15 protein-coding genes and 1 pseudogene are annotated in these 21540 nt (G+C 77.0%); 4 read left to right on the top strand and 12 right to left on the bottom strand.

Features of this window, described 5'->3' with window-relative positions; translation table 11 throughout:
• Positions 1-217 (bottom strand): annotated as a pseudogene (locus ACRYM2_RS02520) (endonuclease/exonuclease/phosphatase family protein); the annotation flags it as partial.
• Here ACRYM2_RS02520 and ACRYM2_RS02525 point away from each other — a divergent pair.
• Complete coding sequence (locus ACRYM2_RS02525) at positions 216-959, top strand: SDR family oxidoreductase (RefSeq protein ID WP_432519619.1); 744 nt, start codon at positions 216-218, stop codon at positions 957-959. The pseudogene ACRYM2_RS02520 and the gene ACRYM2_RS02525 sit on opposite strands and share 2 nt — an antisense overlap.
• Before the next feature lie 29 nt (positions 960-988).
• On the opposite strand, the gene ACRYM2_RS02530 is transcribed toward ACRYM2_RS02525, so the two are convergent.
• From ACRYM2_RS02530 to ACRYM2_RS02540, 3 genes are read right to left on the bottom strand one after another with little or no spacing between them, the layout of a single operon-like run.
• Positions 989-1594, bottom strand: coding sequence for a DedA family protein (locus ACRYM2_RS02530; RefSeq protein ID WP_432519620.1), 606 nt, complete (start codon positions 1592-1594; stop codon positions 989-991).
• Positions 1595-1652: 58 nt separating this feature from the next.
• Positions 1653-2045 carry a PPOX class F420-dependent oxidoreductase gene (locus ACRYM2_RS02535; protein ID WP_432519622.1) on the bottom strand — a complete coding sequence of 131 codons (393 nt, stop codon included), beginning with the start codon at positions 2043-2045 and terminating at the stop codon, positions 1653-1655.
• A gap of 38 nt (positions 2046-2083) precedes the next feature.
• Positions 2084-3319, bottom strand: coding sequence for a PQQ-dependent sugar dehydrogenase (locus ACRYM2_RS02540; protein WP_432519623.1), 1236 nt, complete (start codon positions 3317-3319; stop codon positions 2084-2086).
• A 35-nt stretch (positions 3320-3354) separates the two neighbouring features.
• Between ACRYM2_RS02540 and ACRYM2_RS02545 the strand changes: the two genes are divergently transcribed.
• Positions 3355-4272: a 2-hydroxyacid dehydrogenase gene (locus ACRYM2_RS02545; protein WP_432519625.1), complete on the top strand. Its 918-nt coding sequence runs from the start codon at positions 3355-3357 to the stop codon at positions 4270-4272.
• Positions 4273-4306: 34 nt separating this feature from the next.
• On the opposite strand, the gene ACRYM2_RS02550 is transcribed toward ACRYM2_RS02545, so the two are convergent.
• The 8 genes from ACRYM2_RS02550 to ACRYM2_RS02585 all read right to left on the bottom strand — a co-directional run bounded on the left by ACRYM2_RS02550 (position 4307) and on the right by ACRYM2_RS02585 (position 13858).
• The gene (locus ACRYM2_RS02550) at positions 4307-5776 is read right to left on the bottom strand and encodes a peptidase M16 family protein (protein ID WP_432519626.1); all 1470 of its coding nucleotides are present in this window, start codon (positions 5774-5776) and stop codon (positions 4307-4309) included.
• A 118-nt stretch (positions 5777-5894) separates the two neighbouring features.
• Entirely contained in the window at positions 5895-6638 is a 744-nt protein-coding gene (locus ACRYM2_RS02555) for a sirohydrochlorin chelatase (RefSeq protein ID WP_432519627.1), read from the bottom strand.
• Positions 6635-7741: a uroporphyrinogen-III synthase gene (locus ACRYM2_RS02560; RefSeq protein ID WP_432519750.1), complete on the bottom strand. Its 1107-nt coding sequence runs from the start codon at positions 7739-7741 to the stop codon at positions 6635-6637. Before ACRYM2_RS02560 ends, ACRYM2_RS02555 begins: the two co-directional genes overlap by 4 nt.
• 98 nt (positions 7742-7839) lie before the next feature.
• Positions 7840-9153, bottom strand: a complete 1314-nt coding sequence (gene cobA / locus ACRYM2_RS02565) for a uroporphyrinogen-III C-methyltransferase (RefSeq protein ID WP_432519628.1) — start codon at positions 9151-9153, stop codon at positions 7840-7842.
• Positions 9154-9168: 15 nt separating this feature from the next.
• Positions 9169-9513 carry a Rieske (2Fe-2S) protein gene (locus ACRYM2_RS02570; RefSeq protein WP_432519629.1) on the bottom strand — a complete coding sequence of 115 codons (345 nt, stop codon included), beginning with the start codon at positions 9511-9513 and terminating at the stop codon, positions 9169-9171.
• Positions 9510-12089, bottom strand: coding sequence for a nitrite reductase large subunit NirB (nirB, locus tag ACRYM2_RS02575; RefSeq protein ID WP_432519631.1), 2580 nt, complete (start codon positions 12087-12089; stop codon positions 9510-9512). The genes ACRYM2_RS02570 and nirB overlap by 4 nt, the downstream gene beginning before the upstream one ends.
• Positions 12090-12094: 5 nt before the next feature.
• A complete protein-coding gene (locus tag ACRYM2_RS02580) occupies positions 12095-12442 on the bottom strand; it encodes a molybdopterin oxidoreductase (RefSeq protein ID WP_432519632.1) in 348 nt (115 codons plus the stop codon).
• Between the two features lie 24 nt (positions 12443-12466).
• Positions 12467-13858: an MFS transporter gene (locus tag ACRYM2_RS02585; protein ID WP_432519634.1), complete on the bottom strand. Its 1392-nt coding sequence runs from the start codon at positions 13856-13858 to the stop codon at positions 12467-12469.
• A gap of 216 nt (positions 13859-14074) precedes the next feature.
• Between ACRYM2_RS02585 and ACRYM2_RS02590 the strand changes: the two genes are divergently transcribed.
• Both ACRYM2_RS02590 and ACRYM2_RS02595 read left to right on the top strand, forming a co-directional pair.
• Positions 14075-18214, top strand: a complete 4140-nt coding sequence (locus ACRYM2_RS02590; RefSeq protein WP_432519636.1) for a bifunctional nitrate reductase/sulfite reductase flavoprotein subunit alpha — start codon at positions 14075-14077, stop codon at positions 18212-18214.
• Positions 18215-18287: 73 nt separating this feature from the next.
• Positions 18288-21533, top strand: coding sequence for an AfsR/SARP family transcriptional regulator (locus ACRYM2_RS02595; RefSeq protein WP_432519638.1), 3246 nt, complete (start codon positions 18288-18290; stop codon positions 21531-21533).
• Positions 21534-21540 lie beyond the last annotated feature (7 nt).

Below are 21540 nucleotides of genomic sequence, written 5' to 3' on the forward strand. Positions count from 1 at the left end.
GCTGCCCCACGAGGTGGTGGTCGTTGCGCGCGCTCGGCTGGTGCACCGGCGCGACCCAGGGGTTGGCCCGGTCCCACGTCAGGCCGCTGTCGCCGGGCTCGGCGTAGTGCCAGGAGTCGACGAGAACTAGGCCCGGCACCGGGCCGGCGGGAGGCCGCCCGCGGCCCCGGCGGGTCCGCTCGCCGTGCCCGCGCCGCGCCCGTAGGTTCGCCGGCATGGACCTCAAGGGTGAAGTGGCGCTCGTGACGGGCGCCGGCAGCGGGCTGGGCGCGGCCATCGCGCGCGAACTGGCAGGTGCCGGCGCGAAGGTGTGGGTCAGCGACGTGCGTGCCGAGGCCGCCGAGGCCACCGCGGCCGCCATCACCGAGGGCGGCGGCGCGGCCGCCCCCCTCGTGCTCGACGTGGGGGACCCGCTGGCCGTGCAGGCCGCGGTGACCTCGGTGCGCGTGCAGGACGGCCCCGTCGGCGTGCTGGTCAACAACGCCGGTTTCGACGTCTGCACGCCCATCGAGCACCAGACCCCCGAGCAGGCGCAGCGCGTCGTGAGCACGAACCTGCTGGGCCCGATGTACCTGGTGGCCAACACCTACCCGGCGATGCTGGAGCGCAACCACGGCTACGTGGTGAACACCCTCTCCACGGCCGCGCGGCGGGTGTGGACCGAGGCGTCGGCGTACGCGGCCAGCAAGCACGGCCTGCGCGCCTACACCACCGCCCTCTTCAAGGAGGCGCAGCGCGACTGCAAGCAGCGCCACGGCAGCATCGGCGTCGGCGTCACCGGGCTGATCCCCGGCGGCATGGCCACCCCCTTCGTCACCGACCGCTTCCCCGACGCGGACCTGACGAAGCTGCAGCGGCCCGAGACGGTGGCGCGTGCGCTGATGACGGTGTTCGCCACCTGGCCCGACAGCGTCGTGCCGGAGCTGGCGGTGCTGCCGCCGGGCGAGTCGTCCTGGTGAAGCGCTGACCGCTGCGCTCCCGCGGCCCCTCAGCGGGGGTCGCGGGTGCGCAGCAGCCGCTGCAGCAGCGTGTCCACCGCGTACCCCAGCACCAGCGCGATGACGATCCCGAGCAGCGCGCCCACCAGCGGGGTGGACTCCACCCAGTGCCCGGCCAGCGCGCCGACGGCCACCGAGTACGCCGCCCAGGTGCAGGCGGCCAGCGCGCTGAGCGCCACGAAGCGCCGCCGCGGGAAGCGCACCGCCCCCGCGGTGAGGTTCACCGCCACCCGGCCGACCGGCACGTAGCGGGCGGCGAGGATCGCGAGGGCCCCCCGCCGCTCCAGCTGGTGCGCGGCCCGCGCGAACGCGTGTTCCAGGCGCGGGTGCCGGGCGATCCAGCCGCGCAGCGGGGAGTGCCGCCCGATCGCATAGGTGAGGTTGTCGCCGCAGAAGGCCCCCACGAGGGCGCAGCAGCCGAGGGCGAGCAGGTCCGGCGCCCCGGTGTCCGCGGAGATCGCGGCCAGGCCGATGACGATCGACTCGCTGGGCAGCGGCGGCAGCAGGGCGTCGAGCGCGGCGAGGGCGAACACCACCGCCAGCACCCAGGGCGCCCCCGCGTGCGCCGCGACCACCTCGCCGACGTGCTCGAACACCTCCTCACCCTCGCACGGCCGCCCGGCAGCGCGCCGGGCGGCCAGCAGGGGGAGCGGGTCAGCCGATGGCGTGCAGGCGGTCGGCGGCGATGGTCAGCACCACCCGCTGCTGCTCGCGCCCGCCGTACCAGGGGTAGGGGCCGCCGGTGTACCGCTGGGACAGGGCCTCGATGTGCTCGGCGGCGCCCTCGGTGCTGGCGGCGACGACGTGCCCGCGCACGGCGAAGTAGCGGGTGGGGTTCTCGGGGTCGGAGACGGTCACGGCGACCCGCGGGTCGCGCTCGACGTTGCGGACCTTCTGGAAGCCCTCGACGGTGTTGACGACGATGTTCCTGCCGTCGGTGTCCACCCAGGTCTGCGTCAGCTGGGGGGAGCCGTCGGGCATCGTCGTGGCCAGGTAGCAGGTGGCGCGGCCGCGCAGCAGGCCGAGGAGTTCGTCGGGGAGGTCCACGCACCGCACGCTAGGGCAGGTCCGGGGCCCCGGCACGGTCAGGCCAGCGGCACCGACACCAGCCGGTCGTCGCCGGGGCGGGGGTCGCCGCGGAAGGTGTTGGAGGTGAGGACCCACAGCGACCCGTCCGGGCCGACCTCGACGGTCCGCAGCCGCCCGAGCGCGCCCTCCAGCCAGGCGTCCGGGGTGCCGGTGGGCCCGTCGGGGTCCAGCGGCACGCGCCACAACCGCTCACCGCGCAGCGCGGCGACGTAGACCGCGTCCGGGGTGACGGCGATCCCGCTGGGCGAGGCCTCGTCGGTCGTCCAGGTCCGCAGCGGCGCGACGAACCGGCCGCCGCCGTCGCCGGGGCCCTCGACCTCCGGCCAGCCGTAGTTCCCCCCGGGCCGGATCACGTTCAGCTCGTCCCAGGTGTCCTGCCCGAACTCCGCGGCGATGAGCCGGCCCGTGGAGTCCCAGCCCAGGCCCTGGGGGTTGCGGTGGCCGTAGGACCACGTCGGCGACCCGGCGAAGGGGTTGTCGGCGGGCACCGAACCGTCCGGGGCGATGCGCAGGACCTTGCCCCCCAGCGACTTCGGGTCCTGCGCCGCCGCCCGGTCCTGGGCGTCGCCGGTGCCGACGTAGAGCATCCCGTCGGGGCCGAACGCGATCCGGCCGCCGTTGTGGGTGGTGTTCTTCGGGATCCCCGTGAGCACCGGCTCGGGCTCGGTGAGCCGGCCGTCGGCCAGGACGTAGCGCACGACGCGGTTGTCGCTGCGGGCGGTGAAGTAGAGGAACACGTGCGCGTCGGTGGCGAACCGCGGTGAGAGCGCGACGCCCAGCAGACCGCCCTCGCCGGCCGGGACGACGTCGGCCACCCTGCCGTCCTCACCGGTGCCGGCGACCTGCGAGATGACACCGGGTCCCACCCGCACCACGCGCGCCTGGTCGCGCAGGGTCACCAGCGCGGTCCCGTCGGGCAGCACCGCCAGCCCCCACGGCACGTCCAGCCCGGTCGCGATGTCCACCGGCTGCCCGGGCAGCCCCGTCGCCGCCGCGAGCGCGTCGAAGGACCCCGACGGCGTCGGGGCGGGGTCCGTGCCCGTGCTCGGCGTCCCCGTGCCCGGTGCCGCCGCGCTCGGGGTCCGCTCGCCGGGCGAGGAGGCCCCCGGCGCCCCCTCGTCGGAGCAGGCCCCCAGCGCCGCGAGCAGGACCGCGGCGCAGAGCGCTGCGGGCACCGCGGTGGCCGCGCGGGCCCGGCGGGCGGGGGCGGTGGCGGGCGAGGTCGGTGCCATGCCCCCATCGTCACCCCGATGGGTAGCGTGCGCGCGTGGCCGACACCTCCTTCCGCGTCAGCGTCCCCACCGAGTCCTGGCGGCGCGCCCTCGCCGCCGAGGACCTCCCGGCGGGCGTGGAGGTCCTCGTCTGGGACGGCGCGGCCCCCGCGCCCCGGCCCGCTCCCGACCTCGTCGTCCCGCCCTACGTGGCCACGCCGGACCTGTCGGCGCTGCCCGCCGGCTGCCGCACGGTGCAGCTGCTGACCATCGGCCACGACGGGGTGCCCGAGCAGCTGCCGGCCGGTGTCCTGCTGTGCAACGCCGCCGGGGTCCACGAGACGTCGACGGCCGAGCTCGCGGTGGGCCTGGCCATCGCCGCGCTGCGCGGTCTCGACGGGGACGTGCGCGCCATGGCGGACGGGCGCTGGGGCGCCTCCCGGCGCACCTCGCTGGCCGACCGGCGCGTCCTCGTGCTCGGCTGGGGCGGGGTGGGCCGCGCGGTCGCGGCCCGGCTGGCGCCCTTCGAGGTGGAGCTGACGGCGGTGGCCGCCCGCGCCCGCGTCCAGGACGGCGTGCCGGTGCACTCCGTGGACGAGCTGCCCGCGCTGCTGCCGCACCACGACGTCGTCGTCCTGGCCTGCCCGCTCACGGAGGCGACCCGCGGGCTCGTCGACGCGGCGTTCCTGGCCGCGATGCCCGACGGGGCGCTGCTGGTCAACGTGGCCCGCGGGCCGGTGGTGCGGACGGCGGCGCTGCTGGACGAGCTGCGCACCGGGCGGCTGCGCGCCGCCCTGGACGTCACCGACCCCGAGCCGCTGCCCGCCGGCCACGAGCTGTGGTCGGCCGGGGTGATCGTCACCCCGCACGTGGGCGGCAACTCCACGGCCTTCCGCCCCCGCATGGTGCGGCTGCTGCGCGAGCAGGTGCGCCGCCACCTGGCCGGCCAGGAGCCGCTGAACCTCGTGCGCTGACCTCCGCCGGCCCCACCGGGCGCCCCGGCCGACGTCAGCCGGCCGGGGCGCCCGCCGCCTCCGGGTCGGGCACGAACAGCGCCGCCGGCAGCCGCCGGCGCAGCTGCACGAGCACGTCGCCGGCGCCGCGGAAGTCCCCGGTGGCCACGGGCACCGCGGGCCCGTCGCCGGTCTGCAGCACGTGCGTGCCGTCCGCGAGCACCGTCACGCCCACGACGTCGTCCCAGCGCGCCACCACGTCGCCCTCGGGCAGGCGCAGCGCCACCCCGTCCTCGCCGACGACCAGGCGGGTGCCGCGCGGCACGCCGCGGAAGGGGCGCGGGCGCAGCTCGCGCCCGGCCGGCACCGGGTGCGAGCTCGGCGCCAGGCGGTGCAGGCCGGCCCGCTCGAACGCGGTGCCCTCGGGCAGCAGGACGACCGCGGCGCCCAGCGCCGCGCGCACCGCCTCGCGCAGTTGCCCGGCGCTGCGGCGGCGGGTCTGCTCGTAGCGGTCGGCGGGGGTGCGCAGCGGCAGGCCCAGCAGCAGCTCGTGGGCCGCCGCGCCCACCGCGTCACCGGTGCGCCGCGGGTCGGCCAGCGCCTCGAACGCCTGCGCCACGTCGGCCGCGAGGTCCTGCGCCGCGGGGCCGTCGGCGGCGAACCGCTCGAGCACGTCGAGCAGCAGCCCGGCGACCTCGGCGGCGTGAGCGGGGTCGTTGTCGGCGTGCAGCGCCACCTCGCTGGTCACCGGGTCCACGAGCAGCACGTCGGTGTCGACGTCGTAGGCCAGGCCGCGCTCGTGGCGCACGGCGTCCTCGGCCGCGCGCGCCAGCAGCCGCGCGAGCGCCAGGTCGCTGCCGTCGCCGGCGGCCAGCGGCAGCGAGACCGCGGTGCCGCCGGCGGGGGACTCCCACGCGGGCAGCCGCAGGGCGCGCCGCGTCGCCGGCGCCACGGCGGCCCGCTCCCCGGGCGGCAGCGGCAGCCGCAGGTCCTCCGGCACGGGGCCGGTGAGCGCGAGGACGGCGTTGCCGCGGGTGAACCAGCGCGCCGCCCACGCCGCGACGGCGGCGGCGTCCAGGCGCGGCACGCCCAGGTCGCGGTAGGCGAGCAGCCCCGCGCCCCGGCAGCCGTAGCGCAGCGCGGCGGCCTCGGCGGCCGGTCCGGCGCCGCTGCCGCGCTCGGCCTCGGCGGCCAGCACCCGGCGCTCGACGTCGAGGGCGGCGGTGTCCAGCCGCCCGAGCTGCTCGCACACGCTCGCCAGGAAGGCCACGACGTGGTGCGCCGAGCCGGTGGCCTCGAAGGCGGTGGTGTGGGTGGAGACGTGGGCGTTGGCCTCGATGGGCACCCGGCCGACCCCGCGCATGACGAGGTGCTCGACGAGGTGGGTGACACCGCCGTCGAGGAACGCCTCGTCGGCCTGGCCGACGCGGAAGACCAGGGAGGCGGACAGGGGGGCGGGGCCGGCGGCCCACACCACCGGTACCTCGTCCACCTCGGTGACGGCGATCTCGTCGAGCGGTCTCACCCCCGCAGCGTAGGGACGCGGCGCGGCCCGCGCGCCCGGCTCGGTGCCCCGGGCGCCCGGACGGCGCAGCGCGCGGGGACCGCGCCCGCGCTCGGGCAGGCGCGCTCGGGAGCCCTGGTCAGGGGGTCGCGGCGAGCGCGGCGGCCGCCTCGTAGCGGCGCACGACGAGGTCCACCAGCGCCGGGTGCGGGCCCATCGGCTCGGCCACCGCGTCGGCACCCGCGGCGGCCAGCCGCCGGGAGAACACCCCCGGCGCGAGCAGGTAGCCGGCCACCGCGACCCGCCGCGCGCCGGCGCGGCGGGCGGCGGCGACCGCGTCGGCGACGGTCGGCTCCTGCGCGGAGAGGAACCCGCAGGTCACGGGTGCGCGCAGCCGCTCGCCGAGCAGCGCCGCCGCGGTCCGCACGTCGCCCTGCGCGACGGCGTCGGAGGACCCGGCGGCGGCCAGGACCACGGCCCCCTCGAAGGCGGCCGGGTCCTCGCCCAGCGCCTCCCCGAGGCGCTGCAGCACCACGCCGGTCACCTCGGACCCCGGGCCGAGGGCCTCGGCGGCCGTGGCCAGACCGCCGCTGGCGGCGACGGCCCGGGCGACGTCGACGCGCACGTGGTAGCCGCTGGACAGCAGCAGCGGCACCACGACGCTGCGCCGGCCGGCGGCGCTCAGCTCGCCGACCACCTCGGGCAGCTCGGGGCCGTGCACGTCCACGTGGGCGGCGCGCACGGACAGGTCCGGGCGGGCGGCGGCCACGGCGTCGCGCAGCGCGTCCACGGTGCGCCGGCCGAGCTCGGAGCGGGTGCCGTGCGAGCAGGCCACGAGCACGGGCGCCTGCACCGGTGGTGCGCTCGCGAGGGGTGCGCTCACGTGGTCTCCTCCCCGGGGGCGGCCGCGCTGAGGCGGTAGCCGCGCTTGACGATCGTCTTCACCAGCGCCGGGTCCGGCAGCGCGGAGCGCAACCGCGCCACGGTGACCTCCACGGCGTGCACGTCGGCCGCGCCCGGCAGCGCCGGCAGCAGCTCCTCGCGCGAGAGCACCGCGCCCTGCGCCTCGACGAGGCGGCGCAGCACCGCCAGCGGTCCCGGGGCCAGCTCCAGCACCTGCTCGTCCAGGACCGCGGCCTGCGCGCGCAGCCGCAGCGTCCCCGCGCTCGTCTCCACGCGCGCCAGCGGGTGCTCGGCGAGGTGGGCCGTGAGCGTGCGCAGCAGCGCCCCCAGCCGCCAGCGGTCCGGGACCAGCGGCTCGACGCCGGCGGCGCGCAGCGGTTCGGCCGTGACGTCCCCGACGGCGCAGGCGACCACGCCGTCGGCGAAGCCGCCGACCAGCTCCTCCAGCCGGCCGGCGCTCCCGGCCGCCTCCAGCAGGGCGACCGCGCCCGGTGCGCTGGTGAAGACGACCGCGTCCAGCCGGCGCGTCGCGACGAGGTCGACGAGGCGGTCCACCGCGGCCGGGTCGTCCGGCGGCAGCCACCGGTAGACCGAGACGCCGCGCACCCGGGCGCCGGCCTCGACCAGCGGCGCCAGCTGCTCCTGGTCGGCCGCGCCGTGCAGCTGCACGACGATCGAGCGCCCGGCCACCCCCTCGGCCACGAGGCGCTCGACGGCCTCGGCGGTCTGCTCGGAGGCGGCCGACCACTCCTCGCGCAGCCCGTTGGCGCGGATCACGCCGGTGGCCTTGGGCCCGCGGGCGAGCACCCGGGCCCGCCCGAACGTCTCCAGCAGCGGGGTCGCCAGCCCCGCCGCGTCCGCCGCCTCGACCCAGCCGCGCAGGCCGATGCCGGTGGTGACGAGCACGTCGTCGGGCGGGTCGGCGATGACGTCGCGGGTCTCGGCGAGCAGCTGCGCGTCCTCGGTGAGGGGGACGATGCGCATCGTCGGGGCGTGCACGACGCGGGCGCCCTTGCGCTCGAAGGTGGCGATCATGTCCGAGGAGCGGCGGTCGCTGGTGATGCCGATGGTGACCCCGAGCAGCTGGCGGACCTCGCCGCCGGCGCCCGGGGCGGTGCCGGGGGCGCCCGGCGGCTCGGCGGGAGCCGGCGCGGGGGTGGCCGGTGCTGGCGTGGGGACGGTCACGCCTGTGGACCGTAGGCGAGAGGAGGCCCGTCCGCCACGACCCCGCCGCCGCCCTGCGCGTCGACGGCCGCGTGGGCGGCCGCGTGGACGGCCGCGTCGACGGCCGGCTCACGGGTCAGGTCCAGCCCCGCGACCTCGCCCACGACGACCACCGCGGGGGAGCGCACCCCCCGCGCCGCCGCCGTCGCGGCGATGTCGGCGAGGGTGCCCCGGGTGGTGCGCTGGGAGGCGCGCCAGCCGTCCTCGACGATCGCCACCGGCGTCGCCGGGTCCTTGCCCGCCGCGACGAGGTCCGCGGCCGTGCGCGCCAGCAGCGTCACGCCCATGAGCAGCACGATCGTGCCCTCCAGGCGCGCCAGCGCCTGCGCGTCGACCGCGTCGTGGCCGCTGACCACCGTGACCGAGCGCGAGAGCCCGCGGTGGGTGACCGGGACGCCGGCGGCCGCGGGCACCGAGAACGCGCTGGTGACCCCGGGCACCACCTCCACCTCCACCCCGGCCGCGCGGCAGGCCAGCACCTCCTCGCCGCCGCGGCCGAGCACGTACGGGTCCCCGCCCTTGAGGCGCACCACCCGCCGGCCGGCCTGCGCGTGCTCGACGAGGATCCGGTTGATCTCCTCCTGGGGGACGGGGTGGTGGTCGGGGGTCTTGCCGACGTCGACGACCTCCACGGCCGGGTCGAGCTCGTCGAGGACGGCGGTGGGGGCCAGCCGGTCGACGACGACGACGTCGGCCTCGGCCAGGCGGCGGCGCCCGCGCAGGGTCAGCAGGTCCACCTCGCCGGGTCCGCCGCCGACGAGGACGACGCGCCCGCGCCCGGGGCGGCGGCGGCGCAGCGGCGCGGCCCCGGAGTCCAGCCAGCGGGCCAGCGCCCCGCGCAGCGCCTGCGCGCGGCGCGGGTCGGCCCCGGCGGTCGCGGACACCACCACGTCGTCGCGGCGCACGACCACGGGCGTCCAGGCGCTGGAGGCCGCCGCGTCGTCGGCGCGCACGCACCACGTGCGCTGCGCCTCGGCCGCCGCCGCCACGGCCGCGTCGACCTCGGGCGCTCCCGTGGCGGTGTGCACGAGCCACGCGTCCGCCAGCAGCGCCGGCAGCGCGGTGACGTCGACCTCGACGGGGTCCCACTCCAGCCGGGGCAGCAGCTCGCGCAGGTCCTCGCACAGCGCGGGGGCGACCACGCGCACGAGCGCGCCCGCCTCGAGCAGGTCGCGGGCCCGCCGGGCGGCGACGGGCCCGCCGCCGGCGACGAGCACGCGTCGTCCGGTGACGTCCAGGTGCAGCGGGTAGCTGCTCGCTCGAGCGCTCACGGTGTCCTCCCGCCCTCAGAGTTCCACGCTGACGACGCCGTCGTCGGAGATCCGGCAAGGATGCACCGCGATGGGGTCCGCGCCGGTGCTCGAGGCGCCGGTGGCCAGGTCGAAGGCGTTCAGGTGCAGCGGGCAGACGACCACGCGCTCGTCGACCTGCCCGTCGGCCAGCGGCCCGCCCGCGTGCGGGCAGGCGGCCTGCACGGCGCTGACCCGGCCGCTGCGGTGGCGGAACAGCGCCACCTGCCGGCCGTCGACGACGTAGGCGCGGCCCTCGCCGACGGGCAGCTCCTCCAGCGGGCAGACGGCGTGGGCGGTGCGCTCGGCGCCCTCGGCGCGGGCGCGGGTGGGGACGCTCATCGGGGGACCTCAAGCGGGACGGGCGTGCCGCCGGGGGCACCGGCGGGGCGGCGGGGGACCAGCGGCAGGTCCACCAGCGGCAGCGCGGGGCGGAACTGCCCCGGCGTCGCCGGCCGCTCGCCCTCCTGCCAGGGGTCGCGGTAGTTGTCGACGGTGGCCTGCATGCGCTCGTCGAGCCCGGCCACCAGGCCGTCGGAGTCCTCCACGAGGACGTTGCGGACCCGCTCGATCCCCAGCCGCGGCACGAACTCGTAGGTGCGCTCCAGCCAGTTGCCCCACTCGCGGTAGAACTGGATGAAGCGGCCGGTGAGCGCGATGACCTCCTCGGGGGAGTCGACCGTGGCCAGCAGGTCGCCCTTGCGGACCGAGGCCCCGGCGGCGCCGCCGACGTAGACCTCCCACCGGCCGGAGCCGACCGCCACGACGCCGACGTCCTTGACGTAGGCCTCCGCGCAGTTGCGCGGGCAGCCGACGACGCCGAGCTTGAGCTTCGCCGGGGTCTCGATGCCCTGGAAGCGGGTCTCGATGTCGATGCCCAGCTGCGTGGAGTCGCCGAGGCCGAAGCGGCAGAAGTCGGTGCCCACGCACGTCTTCACGGTGCGGAAGCTCTTGCCGTAGGCGTAGCCGGAGGGCATGCCCAGGTCCTTCCAGACCTTCGGCAGGTCCTCCTTGCGGATCCCCAGCAGGTCCAGGCGCTGCCCGCCGGTCACCTTGATCATGCCGACGTCGTACTTGTCGGCGACGTCGGCGATCTTCCGCAGCTGCTCGGCGGTGGTGACCCCGCCCTTCATCTGCGGGACGACGGAGAAGGTGCCGTCGCGCTGGATGTTCGCGTGCACCCGGTCGTTGATGTACCGGCCGTCGCGCTCGTCCTGGTCCAGCCCCTCCGGCCACATCATCCGCAGCAGCGAGGTGAGGCCCATCTTCGACTTCGCGTCCTCCTCGCCGCCGGGCGCGAGCTCCCGGAACACCGCGGACACCGACTTCAGCCGGCGCTCGCGGATCGCGGCCATGAGCTCCGGCTTGGCCATCGGGATCCCGGGCACGTACCAGCTCGCGGACTCGTCGACGGTCAGCTCGCCGCCGGCGGCCCACTGGGTGATCTGCTCCACGAGCGTCGTGCAGGAACCGCAGCCCTTGCCCGCGCGGGTCTTCGCCATGACCGCGCCGAGCGAGGTGCAGCCGCCGGCGACGGCGTCGGTGATCTGCCCCTTGGTGACGCCGTTGCAGTTGCAGACCTGCGTCTGCTCGGACAGCTCGGCGACGGAGGTCTCCTCGGCGGGGGAGCCGAGGTCGAACAGCAGCGCCATCCGCTCCTCGGGCAGCGGCAGCCCCTGGTCGAAGGCCTGGGTGAGGAAGGCGGTCTTGCGCACGTCGCCGAGCAGGGTGGCGCCGACGAGGCGGCCCGCGCGGACGACGACGTTGAGGTAGACACCGCGGTGGGGCTCGGAGAAGACGACGAACTCGTCGTCGTCGCGCTCGGGGCCGGGCAGGCCCATCGCCACGACGTCGACACCGGCGACCTTGAGCTTGGTGGAGGTGCGCGAGCCGTGGTACTCGGCGTCCGGACGGGTCCCGGTGAGGTGGTCGGCGAGGACCCCGGCCTGCTCCCACAGCGGCGCGACGAGGCCGTAGGTCTGGCCGCGGTGCTGCACGCACTCGCCGATCGCGTAGACCCCGTCGGCGACGCCCTCCTCGCCCTCCTCCCCGGCGCTGCACTGCATCCGGTCGTCGACGACGATGCCGCGCTGGACCTCCAGGCCCGAGCGCAGCGCGACGTCGGTGTTCGGCCGGATGCCGGCGGCGACGACGACGAAGTCGGCGTCCAGGACGCTGCCGTCGGGCAGTTCCACCCCGCTGACCCGCTCGGTGCCGAGCAGGCCCCGCGTGCGCACCCCCGTGTGCACGCGGATGCCCAGCTCCTCGATCCTGCGGCGCAGCACCCGGCCGGCCTCGGGGCCGAGCTGCTGGTTCATCAGGTGCTGCGGGGAGTGCACCAGGTCCACCTGCAGGCCGTGGGTCACCAGCCCGTGCGCGGCCTCCAGGCCCAGCAGGCCGCCGCCGATGACGACGGCGCGGCGGTGGGTGCGCGCCGCCGCCAGCAGCGCCCGGGCGTCGTCGAGGGTCCGGAAGCCGAACACCCCCTCCAGCATCGAGCCGTCCGGCCGGGTCATCCCCTCCATGGCCGGGAAGAACGGCGTCGAGCCGGTCGCGATGAGCAGCACGTCGTACGGCGTCCGCCCGCCCTCGGCGTCGTGGACGACCTTGGCGAAGCGGTCGACGCGCTCGACGCGGACACCGGCGCGCAGGGTGATGCCGTTCTCGGCGTACCAGGGCAGGGAGTTCAGGAAGATGCCCTCCTCGTCCTGCTCGCCGGAGAGCACGTGCGAGAGCATGATGCGGTTGTAGTTGCCGTACGGCTCGTCGCCGAAGACGGTGACGTCGAACTGCTCGCGCCCACCGCGCTCGAGCAGCTCCTCGACGGCGCGGACGCCGGCCATGCCGTTGCCGACGACGACCAGGCGGCGCCGGGCGGTGCGCTGGTGCGGCAGGACCGCGGTGCTGGTGAGGGTCACGGCGCTCACACCTCCACGAGGCCGAGGTCGAGCACGACCGTGCCGCTCAGGCCGTCCGGCGCGGCCACCCGCAGCTCCAGGACCGAGGGCGCCTCGACGTCCTCCACGATGCGCAGCGGCACGTGGGTGGCGCCCCTGGCGGCGACGGGGAACCAGCGCACGGCCACGCCGTCGCGCAGCAGCACGACGCTGACCATCTCGTCGCTGGAGTTTCCGGCGCGGAAGTAGACGGCCTGTGCGCGCGCACCGTCGGGGACGGTGTACGAGGGCAGGCCCTCCAGGGTCACGAGCTTCTCCAGGCCGGCGCCGGTGAAGGCGTAGGCGCCCTGCAGGAAGCGGGGGGTCGAGCTCACGGTGTTCCTCCGGTCCTCGGGGTCTCAGATGTCCGCGCCGGCGAAGCGGCGTTCGCGGCCGACCTTGTAGACGGCGACGGTGACGGCCACGCAGACCGCGTAGAAGGCGATGAAACCGATCAGCGCGGGGCGCAGCGAACCGGTCGAGGTGATCGAGGCGGCGAACACCCGGGGGATGATGAACCCGCCGTAGGCGCCGATGCCGGCGGCGATGCCGATGCAGGCGGCGGCCTGCCGCTTGGCCAGCAGCAGCGCCGCGGTGTCGCCGCGGTCGACGGTGGAGCGGAAGATGGCGGGGATCATGCGGTACACGGAGCCGTTGCCCATGCCGGTGGCGACGAACAGCAGCAGGAAGCTGAGGAAGAAGAGCGCGAAGCTGTGCGCGCCGAGACCGAGGACGACCCCGACCGCCCCCAGCGACATGACCGCGTAGGCGGCGATGCTGACGTTCGCGCCGGACAGCCTGTCGGAGAGCCGACCGCCGTAGGGACGGGCGAGCGAGCCGACGAGGGCGCCGAGGAAGGCCAGCGTGAGCGGCACCTGGGCCAGCCCGATGAACCCCCAGTCGAAGGCGATGTCGGGGAACTGCGTCTTGATGAGGGTGGGGAAGACGCCGGCGTAGCCGATGAACGAGCCGAAGGTGCCGATGTAGAGGAAGGAGATGATCCAGGTGTGCTTGTTGCGCATCGCCGCCGCGTAACCGGCGACGTCGGCCTTGGCGCTGGAGAGGTTGTCCATCCAGCGCCAGGCGAGCACGGCCGCCAGCACCGCGAGCGGCACGATGACCAGCCCGGCGCGCTCCAGCGCGAGACCGCCGCCGACGACGACGATCACCGGGACGACCAGCTGCACCACCGCGACGCCGAGGTTGCCGCCGGCGGCGTTGAGGCCGAGGGCGGCGCCCTTCTCCCGCTCGGGGAAGAAGAAGGAGATGTTCGCCATGCTGCTGGCGAAGTTGCCGCCGCCGACGCCGGCGGTCGCGGCGACCAGCACCATGAGCCAGAACGGGGTGTCCGGGTTCTGCACGACGACCGCGAGCCCGACGCACGGGACGACCAGCAGCAGCGCCGAGACGATGGTCCAGTTGCGCCCGCCGAAGCGCGGCACGGCGAAGGTGTAGGGGAAGCGCAGCGTCGCCCCGACGAGGTTGGGCACGGCGATGAGCCAGAACTGCTGGTCGGCGCTCAGCGAGAAGCCGGCGGCGTTCAGCGAGGGGGTGACGATGGTCCACAGCTGCCAGACCGAGAAGCCGAGGAACTCCGCGAAGATCGACAGCCACAGGTTGCGCCGGGCCGCCGGACGGCCGGTGGACTCCCACTGCGCGCGGTCCTCCGGGTCGTAGTCGTCGACCCAGCGCCCCGGCCGCGGGGAGGGGATCGTTCCGGTCGGGGCAGTGCGCTCGCTGGTGACGGCCATGTGGGCGCTCCTCGGGGGGCGGACGACGTCGGGGTGGCCCGGGTGACCACCGGGACCGCCACGACGCTAGGCCGGGCGCGTTACAGCCGGTCGCGCCCGCCGTTGCGCTCCTGTGACGTCGCCCTCACGGCGGGCGGCCGGGGCTGTGAGGAGGACGCACCCCGCGCGCAACACGGGCGAAACGGCCGTGCAACCGCGTGCCCGTCTACTGTGCCCGTGACGTCTGAAGCCCAGGGCACCACCCGCGTGCGCAGCGCCTGCTCCTACTGCGGCGTCGGCTGCGGCGTCGTGCTCGACGTCGCCGTGGACCCCGGGACCGGCCGCCGGCGCGTGCTCAAGGTCACCGGTGACAAGCAGCACCCGGCCAACGCCGGGCGGCTGTGCACCAAGGGTGCCACCAGCGCGGACATGGCGAGCGCACCCGGCCGGCTGGAGACGGCGCTGGTGCGCGAGGAGCGGGGGGAGGCCCCGCGCCCGCTGCCGGTCGCCGAGGCCGTCGAGCGGGTCGCCGCCCGCTTCCGGCAGGTCGTCGACGAGCACGGCCCGGACGCCGTGGCCCTCTACGTCTCGGGCCAGATGTCGCTGGAGGCGCAGTACCTGGCCACCAAGCTCGGCAAGGGCTTCCTGCGGACCAGCCGGGTGGAGTCCAACTCGCGGCTGTGCATGGCCAGCGCCGGGACGGGCTACAAGCAGTCCCTGGGCTCGGACGGGCCGCCCGGCTCCTACGACGACCTCGACACCGCCGACCTCTTCCTCGTCATCGGCTCCAACACCGCCGACTGCCACCCGATCCTCTTCCTGCGGATGATGGACCGGGTGCGCGCCGGCGCGAAGCTCATCGTCGTCGACCCCCGCCGCACCGCCACCGCGGAGGCGGCCGACCTCTTCCTGCAGGTGCGCCCGGGCACCGACCTGGCCCTGCTCAACGGCCTGCTGCACCTGCTGGCCGGGCGCGGCGCCCTCGACGAGGAGTTCATCGCCACCTGCACCGAGGGCTGGGAGGCGATGGCGCCCCTGCTGGCCGACTCCCCGCCGCAGCGGGTCAGCGAGATCACCGGCATCGCCGAGGCCGACCTGCACCGGGCCGCCGACCTCATCGCCGGTGCGGGGGAGTGGACCAGCCTGTGGACGATGGGGCTCAACCAGAGCACCCGCGGGACGTGGAACACCAACGCGCTGGTCAACCTGCACCTGGCGACCGGGGCGATCTGCCGCCCCGGCAGCGGGCCGTTCTCGCTGACGGGGCAGCCGAACGCCATGGGCGGGCGGGAGATGGGGTACATGGGCCCGGGCCTGCCGGGGCAGCGCTCGGCCCTCGACCCCGACGACCGCGCGTTCACCGAGCGGGCCTGGGGGCTGGCCCCCGGCACCCTGCGCACCGAGGCCGGCGCCGGGACCGTCGACATGTTCGAGCGGATGGCGGCCGGCGAGGTCAAGGCGTGCTGGATCATCTGCACCAACCCCGTCGCCTCCGTCGCCAACCGCCGCACCGTCGTGGAGGGCCTGGAGCGCTGCGAGTTCGTCGTCACCCAGGACGCCTTCGCCGACACCGAGACCAACGCCTACGCCGACGTGGTGCTGCCGGCGACGCTGTGGGCCGAGTCCGACCAGGTCGCGGTGAACTCCGAGCGCACCCTCACCCTGCTGCCGCAGGCCGCCGACCCGGCCGGCGAGGCGACACCGGACTGGTCGCTCATCGCGCAGGTCGCCCGGGCGATGGGGTTCACCGAGGGGTTCGCCCACACCAGCGCCGCGGAGGTCTTCGAGGAGATCCGCGGCTTCGCCAACCCGCGCACCGGCTACGACCTGCGCGGGGTGGACCACGAGCGGCTGCGCACCTCACCGGTGCAGTGGCCGGCGCCGCCGGGCGACGAGAGCACCCGGCACCCGATCCGCTACCTCAACGACGGCGTCGGGCGCGAGGTCGTCGTCCACCCCGACGGCACCCGCCCCCGGGCGGTGTTCGCCACCCCCTCCGGGCGCGCGGTCTTCCACCCCCGCCCGTACCTGCCGCCCGCCGAGCTGCCCGACGACGAGCACCCGTTCGTCCTCAACACCGGCCGCGTGCAGCACCAGTGGCACACCCTCACCAAGACGGGCAAGGTCGCCAGGCTCAACGCGCTGAACCCCGGGCCGTTCCTGGAGGTGAACCCGCAGGACGCGCAGGCGCTGGGGATCGCCGAGGGGGACCGCGTCGAGGTGGTCTCCCGGCGCGGTCGGGCGGTGCTGCCGGCCGTCGTCACCGACCGCGTGCTGCCCGGCGCCTGCTTCGCCCCCTTCCACTGGAACGACGCCTTCGGGGAGTACCTGGCCGTCAACGCCGTCACCAACGACGCCGTCGACCCGGACAGCTTCCAGCCGGAGTTCAAGGTGTGCGCGGTGCGGCTGGCCCGCGTCGGCCCGCCCGCCGCACCCGAGCAACCCGCCGCGCAGCCCGCCGCGCAGCCCGCCGCCCAGGCGCCGGCGGTGCTCGCGGCAAGTGCGCCGGTGCCGGTCCTCGACGAGCGGCAGACCCGCTACCTGCAGGGGTTCCTGCACGCCCTGGGGCAGCAGGGCGCCGAGGCCGGCACCGCCGTGCTGCCGGACTCGGCGCCCTTCACCGGCGGCGACCGCGCCTGGGTGGACGGCTTCCTCGCGGGGCTGACCTCCCGGGCGCCGGCGGAGGGCCCGGGACAGGACGCGGCGGGGCAGGACGCGGCGGGCCAGGACGCGGCGGGGCAGGCCGAGGTCCTGCTGCTGTGGGCCTCGCAGACCGGCAGCGCGCAGGAGCACGCCCGCCAGAGCGCGCAGGTGCTGCAGGAGGCCGGGATCCGCGTGGACGTCGCAGCCATGGACACCGTCGACCCGGCCCGGCTGGCGGCGGTGCCGACGGTGCTCGTCGTCTCCAGCACCTTCGGCGACGGCGGACCGCCGGACAACGGGGAGGCGTTCTGGTCGGCCCTCTCGCAGCAGCAGGCCCCCCGGCTGCCGGGCACCCGGTTCGCGGTGCTCGCCCTGGGCGACAGCAGCTACGCGCAGTTCTGCGGGCACGGCCGGCGCCTGGACGACCGGCTCGCCGAGCTGGGCGGGGTGCGGCTGCTGGAGCGCGTGGAGGTCGAGCCCGGCGAGGACGAGCGCGCCGAGCAGTGGGGCCGCCGCGTCGCCGACCTGCTGCGCGAGCAGGGCCCGCAGCCCCCGCGACCCCCGCAGGCCCCGGGCGGCGAGCGGCAGGTCCCCGTCCCGCGCGCCCCGCAGCCGGGCGCCCCGCCCTCCCGCGCGAACCCCTACCGCAGCCGCCTGGTGCGCAACGTCCGGCTCAACGGCCCCGGCTCGACGAAGGAGGTGCGCCAGATCGGGTTGCACCGCGACGGGCGGCTGGAGCACGCCGCGGGCGACTCCCTGGGCGTGTGGCCCGTCAACGACCCCGCCGTCGTCGAGGCCTGGCTCGCGCTCACCGGCATCGACGCCGACGCGACCACGAGCGCACCGGACGGCACGGAGGTGGACTGGCGCACCGCCGCCACCCGCCACCTGGAGATCCTGCGCCCGAACCCGGACCTGCTGCGGTTCGTGGCCGCCCGCTCGCGCGAGGAGGGCCTGGCCCGGCTGCTGGCCGCGGGCGGGGAGGAGCTGGCGCGCTTCACCGGCGGCCGGCAGAGCCTGGACGTCCTGGCGCAGTTCCCCGCGCGGGCCGAACCCGCCGAGTGGCGCGCCGTGCTCAAACCCCTGCAGCCGCGGCAGTACTCGATCTCCTCGGCCCCGCAGGCGCACCCCGACGAGGTGCAGCTGACCGTCTCCACCGTGCGGTGGGGCACTGCCGAGCGGCAGCGGCAGGGGGTGTGCTCGGCGTTCCTGGCCGACCGCGCCGGGGACGAGGACGTGCGCGTCTTCGTCAAGCCGTCCCCGGCGTTCCGCCCGCCCGCCGACCCCGACGCCCCGATGGTGATGATCGGCCCGGGGACGGGGGTGGCGCCGTTCCGGGCGTTCCTGCAGCACCGGCGTGCGCTGGGCCACCGCGGCCCGAACTGGCTGTTCTTCGGCGAGCGCAGCTCGGCGACCGACTGGTACTACCGCGACGAGTTCGAGGCCATGCGCGAGGACGGGTTCCTCACCCGGCTGTCGCTGGCCTTCTCCCGCGACCAGCCCGAGAAGGTGTACGTGCAGGACCGGATGCGCCAGCACGGCGCGCAGCTGTGGCGCTGGCTGGCCGAGGGGGCGCACCTGTACGTGTGCGGCGACGCGGCGCGGATGGCCGCCGACGTCGACACCGCCCTGCGCGAGGTCGTCGCCGCGCACGGCGCCACGAGCGCCGAGGACGCCGCCGCCCACGTGCGCTCCCTGGCCGCCGCCGGGCGCTACGTGCGCGACGTCTACTGACCCGGCCCCGACGGCACTGCCCGGCAGCGGTGCGGCGGCGGGGACCCCGCGGCCGGGGTGGCACCCTGCTGCCGTGCGCATCGACCTGCTGGGCCCCGTCCGGGTCCGCGCCGACGACGGCACCGAGGTGGCCGTGGCGGGGGCCCGGCTGCGGCGGCTGCTCGCGCAGCTGGCGCTGCGCGCCGGGCGCCCGGTGTCCACGGCGGCGCTGGAGGCGGCGCTGTGGAACGGCGAGGGCCCCTCCGGCCCGGGCGCCCTGCAGTCGCTGGTCTCGCGGTTGCGCCGCGCGCTCGGCGCCCCGGGGCGCGTCGGCGCCGGCCCCGCCGGCTACGTCCTCGACGTCGACCCCGGGGACGTCGACGTCGTGCGCTTCGAGCGCGCCTGCGCGGCCGGCCGCCGGCTGCTGCGCACCGGGGACGCCGAGGGCGCCGCCCGCGAGCTCGCGGCCGCGCTCGCGCTGTGGCGCGGCGAGCCCGTGGAGCTGGAGGGGACCGCGGACGCGGTGCGGCTGCGCGAGCTGCACCTCGAGTGCCTGGGCGACCGCGCCGAGGCCGACCTGCGGGCGGGCCACCTGCAGGGGCTGGCCGCGGAGCTGGAGGCGCTGACCGCGGCGCACCCGCTGCGGGAGCGGTTCGCCGAGCTGCAGGTGCGCGTCCTGACCGCGACCGGCCGCGGCGCCGAGGCGCTCGCCGCCTACGAGCGCACCCGCCGGCACCTGGCGCAGGAGCTGGGCACCGACCCCTCACCGGCGCTGCGCGCCGCCCACCGCCAGGCGCTCGACGGTGCCGGGGCGCCCGCGGTGGCCCCCTCCGCCGCCGCGCCGCTGCCCGCCCTGACGAGCTTCGTCGGCCGGGACGCGGACGTGCAGCGGCTGCAGGACCTGCTGGGCGCGGCGCGCTGCGTGAGCGTCGTCGGCCCCGGCGGTGCGGGCAAGACCCGGCTGGCCACCGAGGTCGCCGCCGCCGTCGCCTCCCGCGCCGAGGGCGGTCCCGGGGACGGCTGCGCGGGGTCGCCCGCCGGACGCGGCGGCGTCCACCTCGTGCCGCTGGCACCGGTCGCCGAGGGGGCCGACGTCCTCGGCGCCGTCGTCGCCGCGGTGGGGGCGCGGGAGGCGCACCGCGAGCGCCTGCGCCCGCCCGGCGGCAGTGCCGAGGACCCGCGCTCGCGGCTGCTCGCGGCGCTGTCGGCCGGTCCGCAGCTGCTGGTGCTGGACAACTGCGAGCACGTGCTGGACGAGACGGCCGTGCTGGTGGAGGACCTGCTGCGGCACTGCCCCTCCCTCACGGTGCTGGCCACCAGCCGGGAGGCCCTCGGCGTCGAGGGCGAGGTGCTGCACCCGCTCGGGCCGCTGCGCCCGCCGCCCCCGGGAGCGGACCTGGAGGTGGTGCGGGCCAACCCGGCGGTGCGCCTGTTCGTCGACCGCGCGGCCGCCGGCACCCCCGGCTTCACCGTGACCGCGCAGGAGGCCGACCTCGTCGCCGACCTCGTGCGCCGGCTGGACGGCCTGCCGCTGGCGCTGGAGCTGGCCGCGGCGCGGTTGCGCACGACGGGGCTGGTGCAGCTGCACGAGCGGCTGTCGGACCGCTTCCGGCTGCTCACCGGCGGGCGGCGCACGGCGGTGGCGCGCCACCGCACCCTGCGCGCCGTCGTCGACTGGAGCTGGGACCTGCTCGGCGCCGACGAGCGGGCGCTGCTGCGCCGGCTGTCGGTGTTCGCGGCACCGGTGTCGGTGGAGGCCGCGGCCGCGGTCCACCCCGACGCCGGCGACGCGGTCGCCGTCGCCGACCTGCTGGCCTCGCTGGCGGAGAAGTCGCTGCTGCAGCTGCGTCCCACCGACCCGGTGCGCTACGCGCTGCTGGAGACCATCCGCGAGTACGGCGCCGAGCGCCTCGCCGAGGCGGGTGAGGTCGAGCGGGTGCGCGAGCTGCGCACGCGGTGGGCGCTCGGCGTCGCCGCCCGCGCCGGGTCGGGGCTGCGCGGTCCCGGGCAGGCCGCGTGGTCGCTGCGCCTGGACGCCGAGTCCGAGGACCTGCTGGCGGCGCTGCGCGACCTCGTGGCCGCCGGCCGGCGGGCGCAGGCGCTGCGGCTGGCGCTGCCGGTGGCGCTGTGGTGGACGGTCCTGGGCCGGCACACCCCCGCCCGCGACTGGCTGGCGCTGGCCCGCTCCGCCGGGGTCCCCGGCACCGAGGGCCCCGGCGCCGAGGACGAGCTGGTGGCGGAGGCGCTGGAGCTGCTCGACGGCATCATGGCCGGTGAGCTGAACGCCGAGACCGCCGCCGTGCTGGAGCACGTGCGCGACCTCACCGCCCGCCTCGCCGCGCACGGCGGGGACACCCCGTCCGCGGTGGTCGTCCTGGCGCAGGTGTTCCTGCACGTCTTCGCCGAAGGCTTCACCGGCCCGGCCGACCACGCGCTGCTGGACCGGATGCCGGTCCCGCAGGACGCGGACCCGTTCGTGCGGGCGCTGTGCGAGCTGCTGCGCGCGGCCACGGCCGAGAACGTCGGAGACCTGGGGACGGTGCGCAGCGCCGCGGCGCGCGCGGAGGAGGGTTTCCGCTCGGCCGGGGAGAGCTGGGGCCTGGCGGGTGCGCTGCGCCTGCGCGCCCACGCGGACCTGTTCGACGGCGACCTCGACGCGGCGCGCGAGCGGCTGGCGGAGGCGGTCCGGCTGGTCGGAGCGTTCGGCTCCACCGAGGACGAGCTGCAGCTGCGGATGCGGCTGGCCGACGTGGAGCAGCGGCGCGGGCGCCCGGCGGCCGCCGCCGAGCAGGTGCAGCGCATGCGGGAGCTGGCTCCCGCGACGTCCGGGTCCACCCGGGTGTGGCTGGCCCTCACCGAGGTCTCGACCGCCCGCTGCGAGGGCCGCCACGAGGAGGCGGAGCGGTTCGTGCGCGCCGGGCTGGCGGCGCTGGGGGCCGGGGACGCCCCCGGCGCCGTGGGCTGGAACCACGAGCGCGCGGCCCTGCAGACCTCGCTGGCCCACCTGCGCCTGGACGCCGGGGACCTGCGGGGTGCGCGGGAACTGCTCGCGGCCACCCGCCCGGTGGCGCTGCGCACCCGCGACATGCCGATCGTGGCGCTGTTCGCCGTGGCCGCCGCCCGCTGGTGCGCGCTGTCCGGCCGGGACGCGGAGGCGGCCGAGCTGCTCGGCGCGTCCGCGTCCCTGCGCGGGGCCGACGACCTCACCGACCCGGAGGTCACCGCGCTGCGCGAGCGGCTGCGCGCCGCGCTGGGGGAGCGGGGTTTCGAGGAGGTGTTCACCCGGGGCCGCCGGCTGGACCCGCCGGCGGCCCTGGAGCGCACGGCCCTGCTGGGCTGAGCCGCGG

It is taken from the genome of Kineococcus aridisoli (assembly GCF_050871885.1).
Lineage (GTDB): Bacteria > Actinomycetota > Actinomycetes > Actinomycetales > Kineococcaceae > Kineococcus.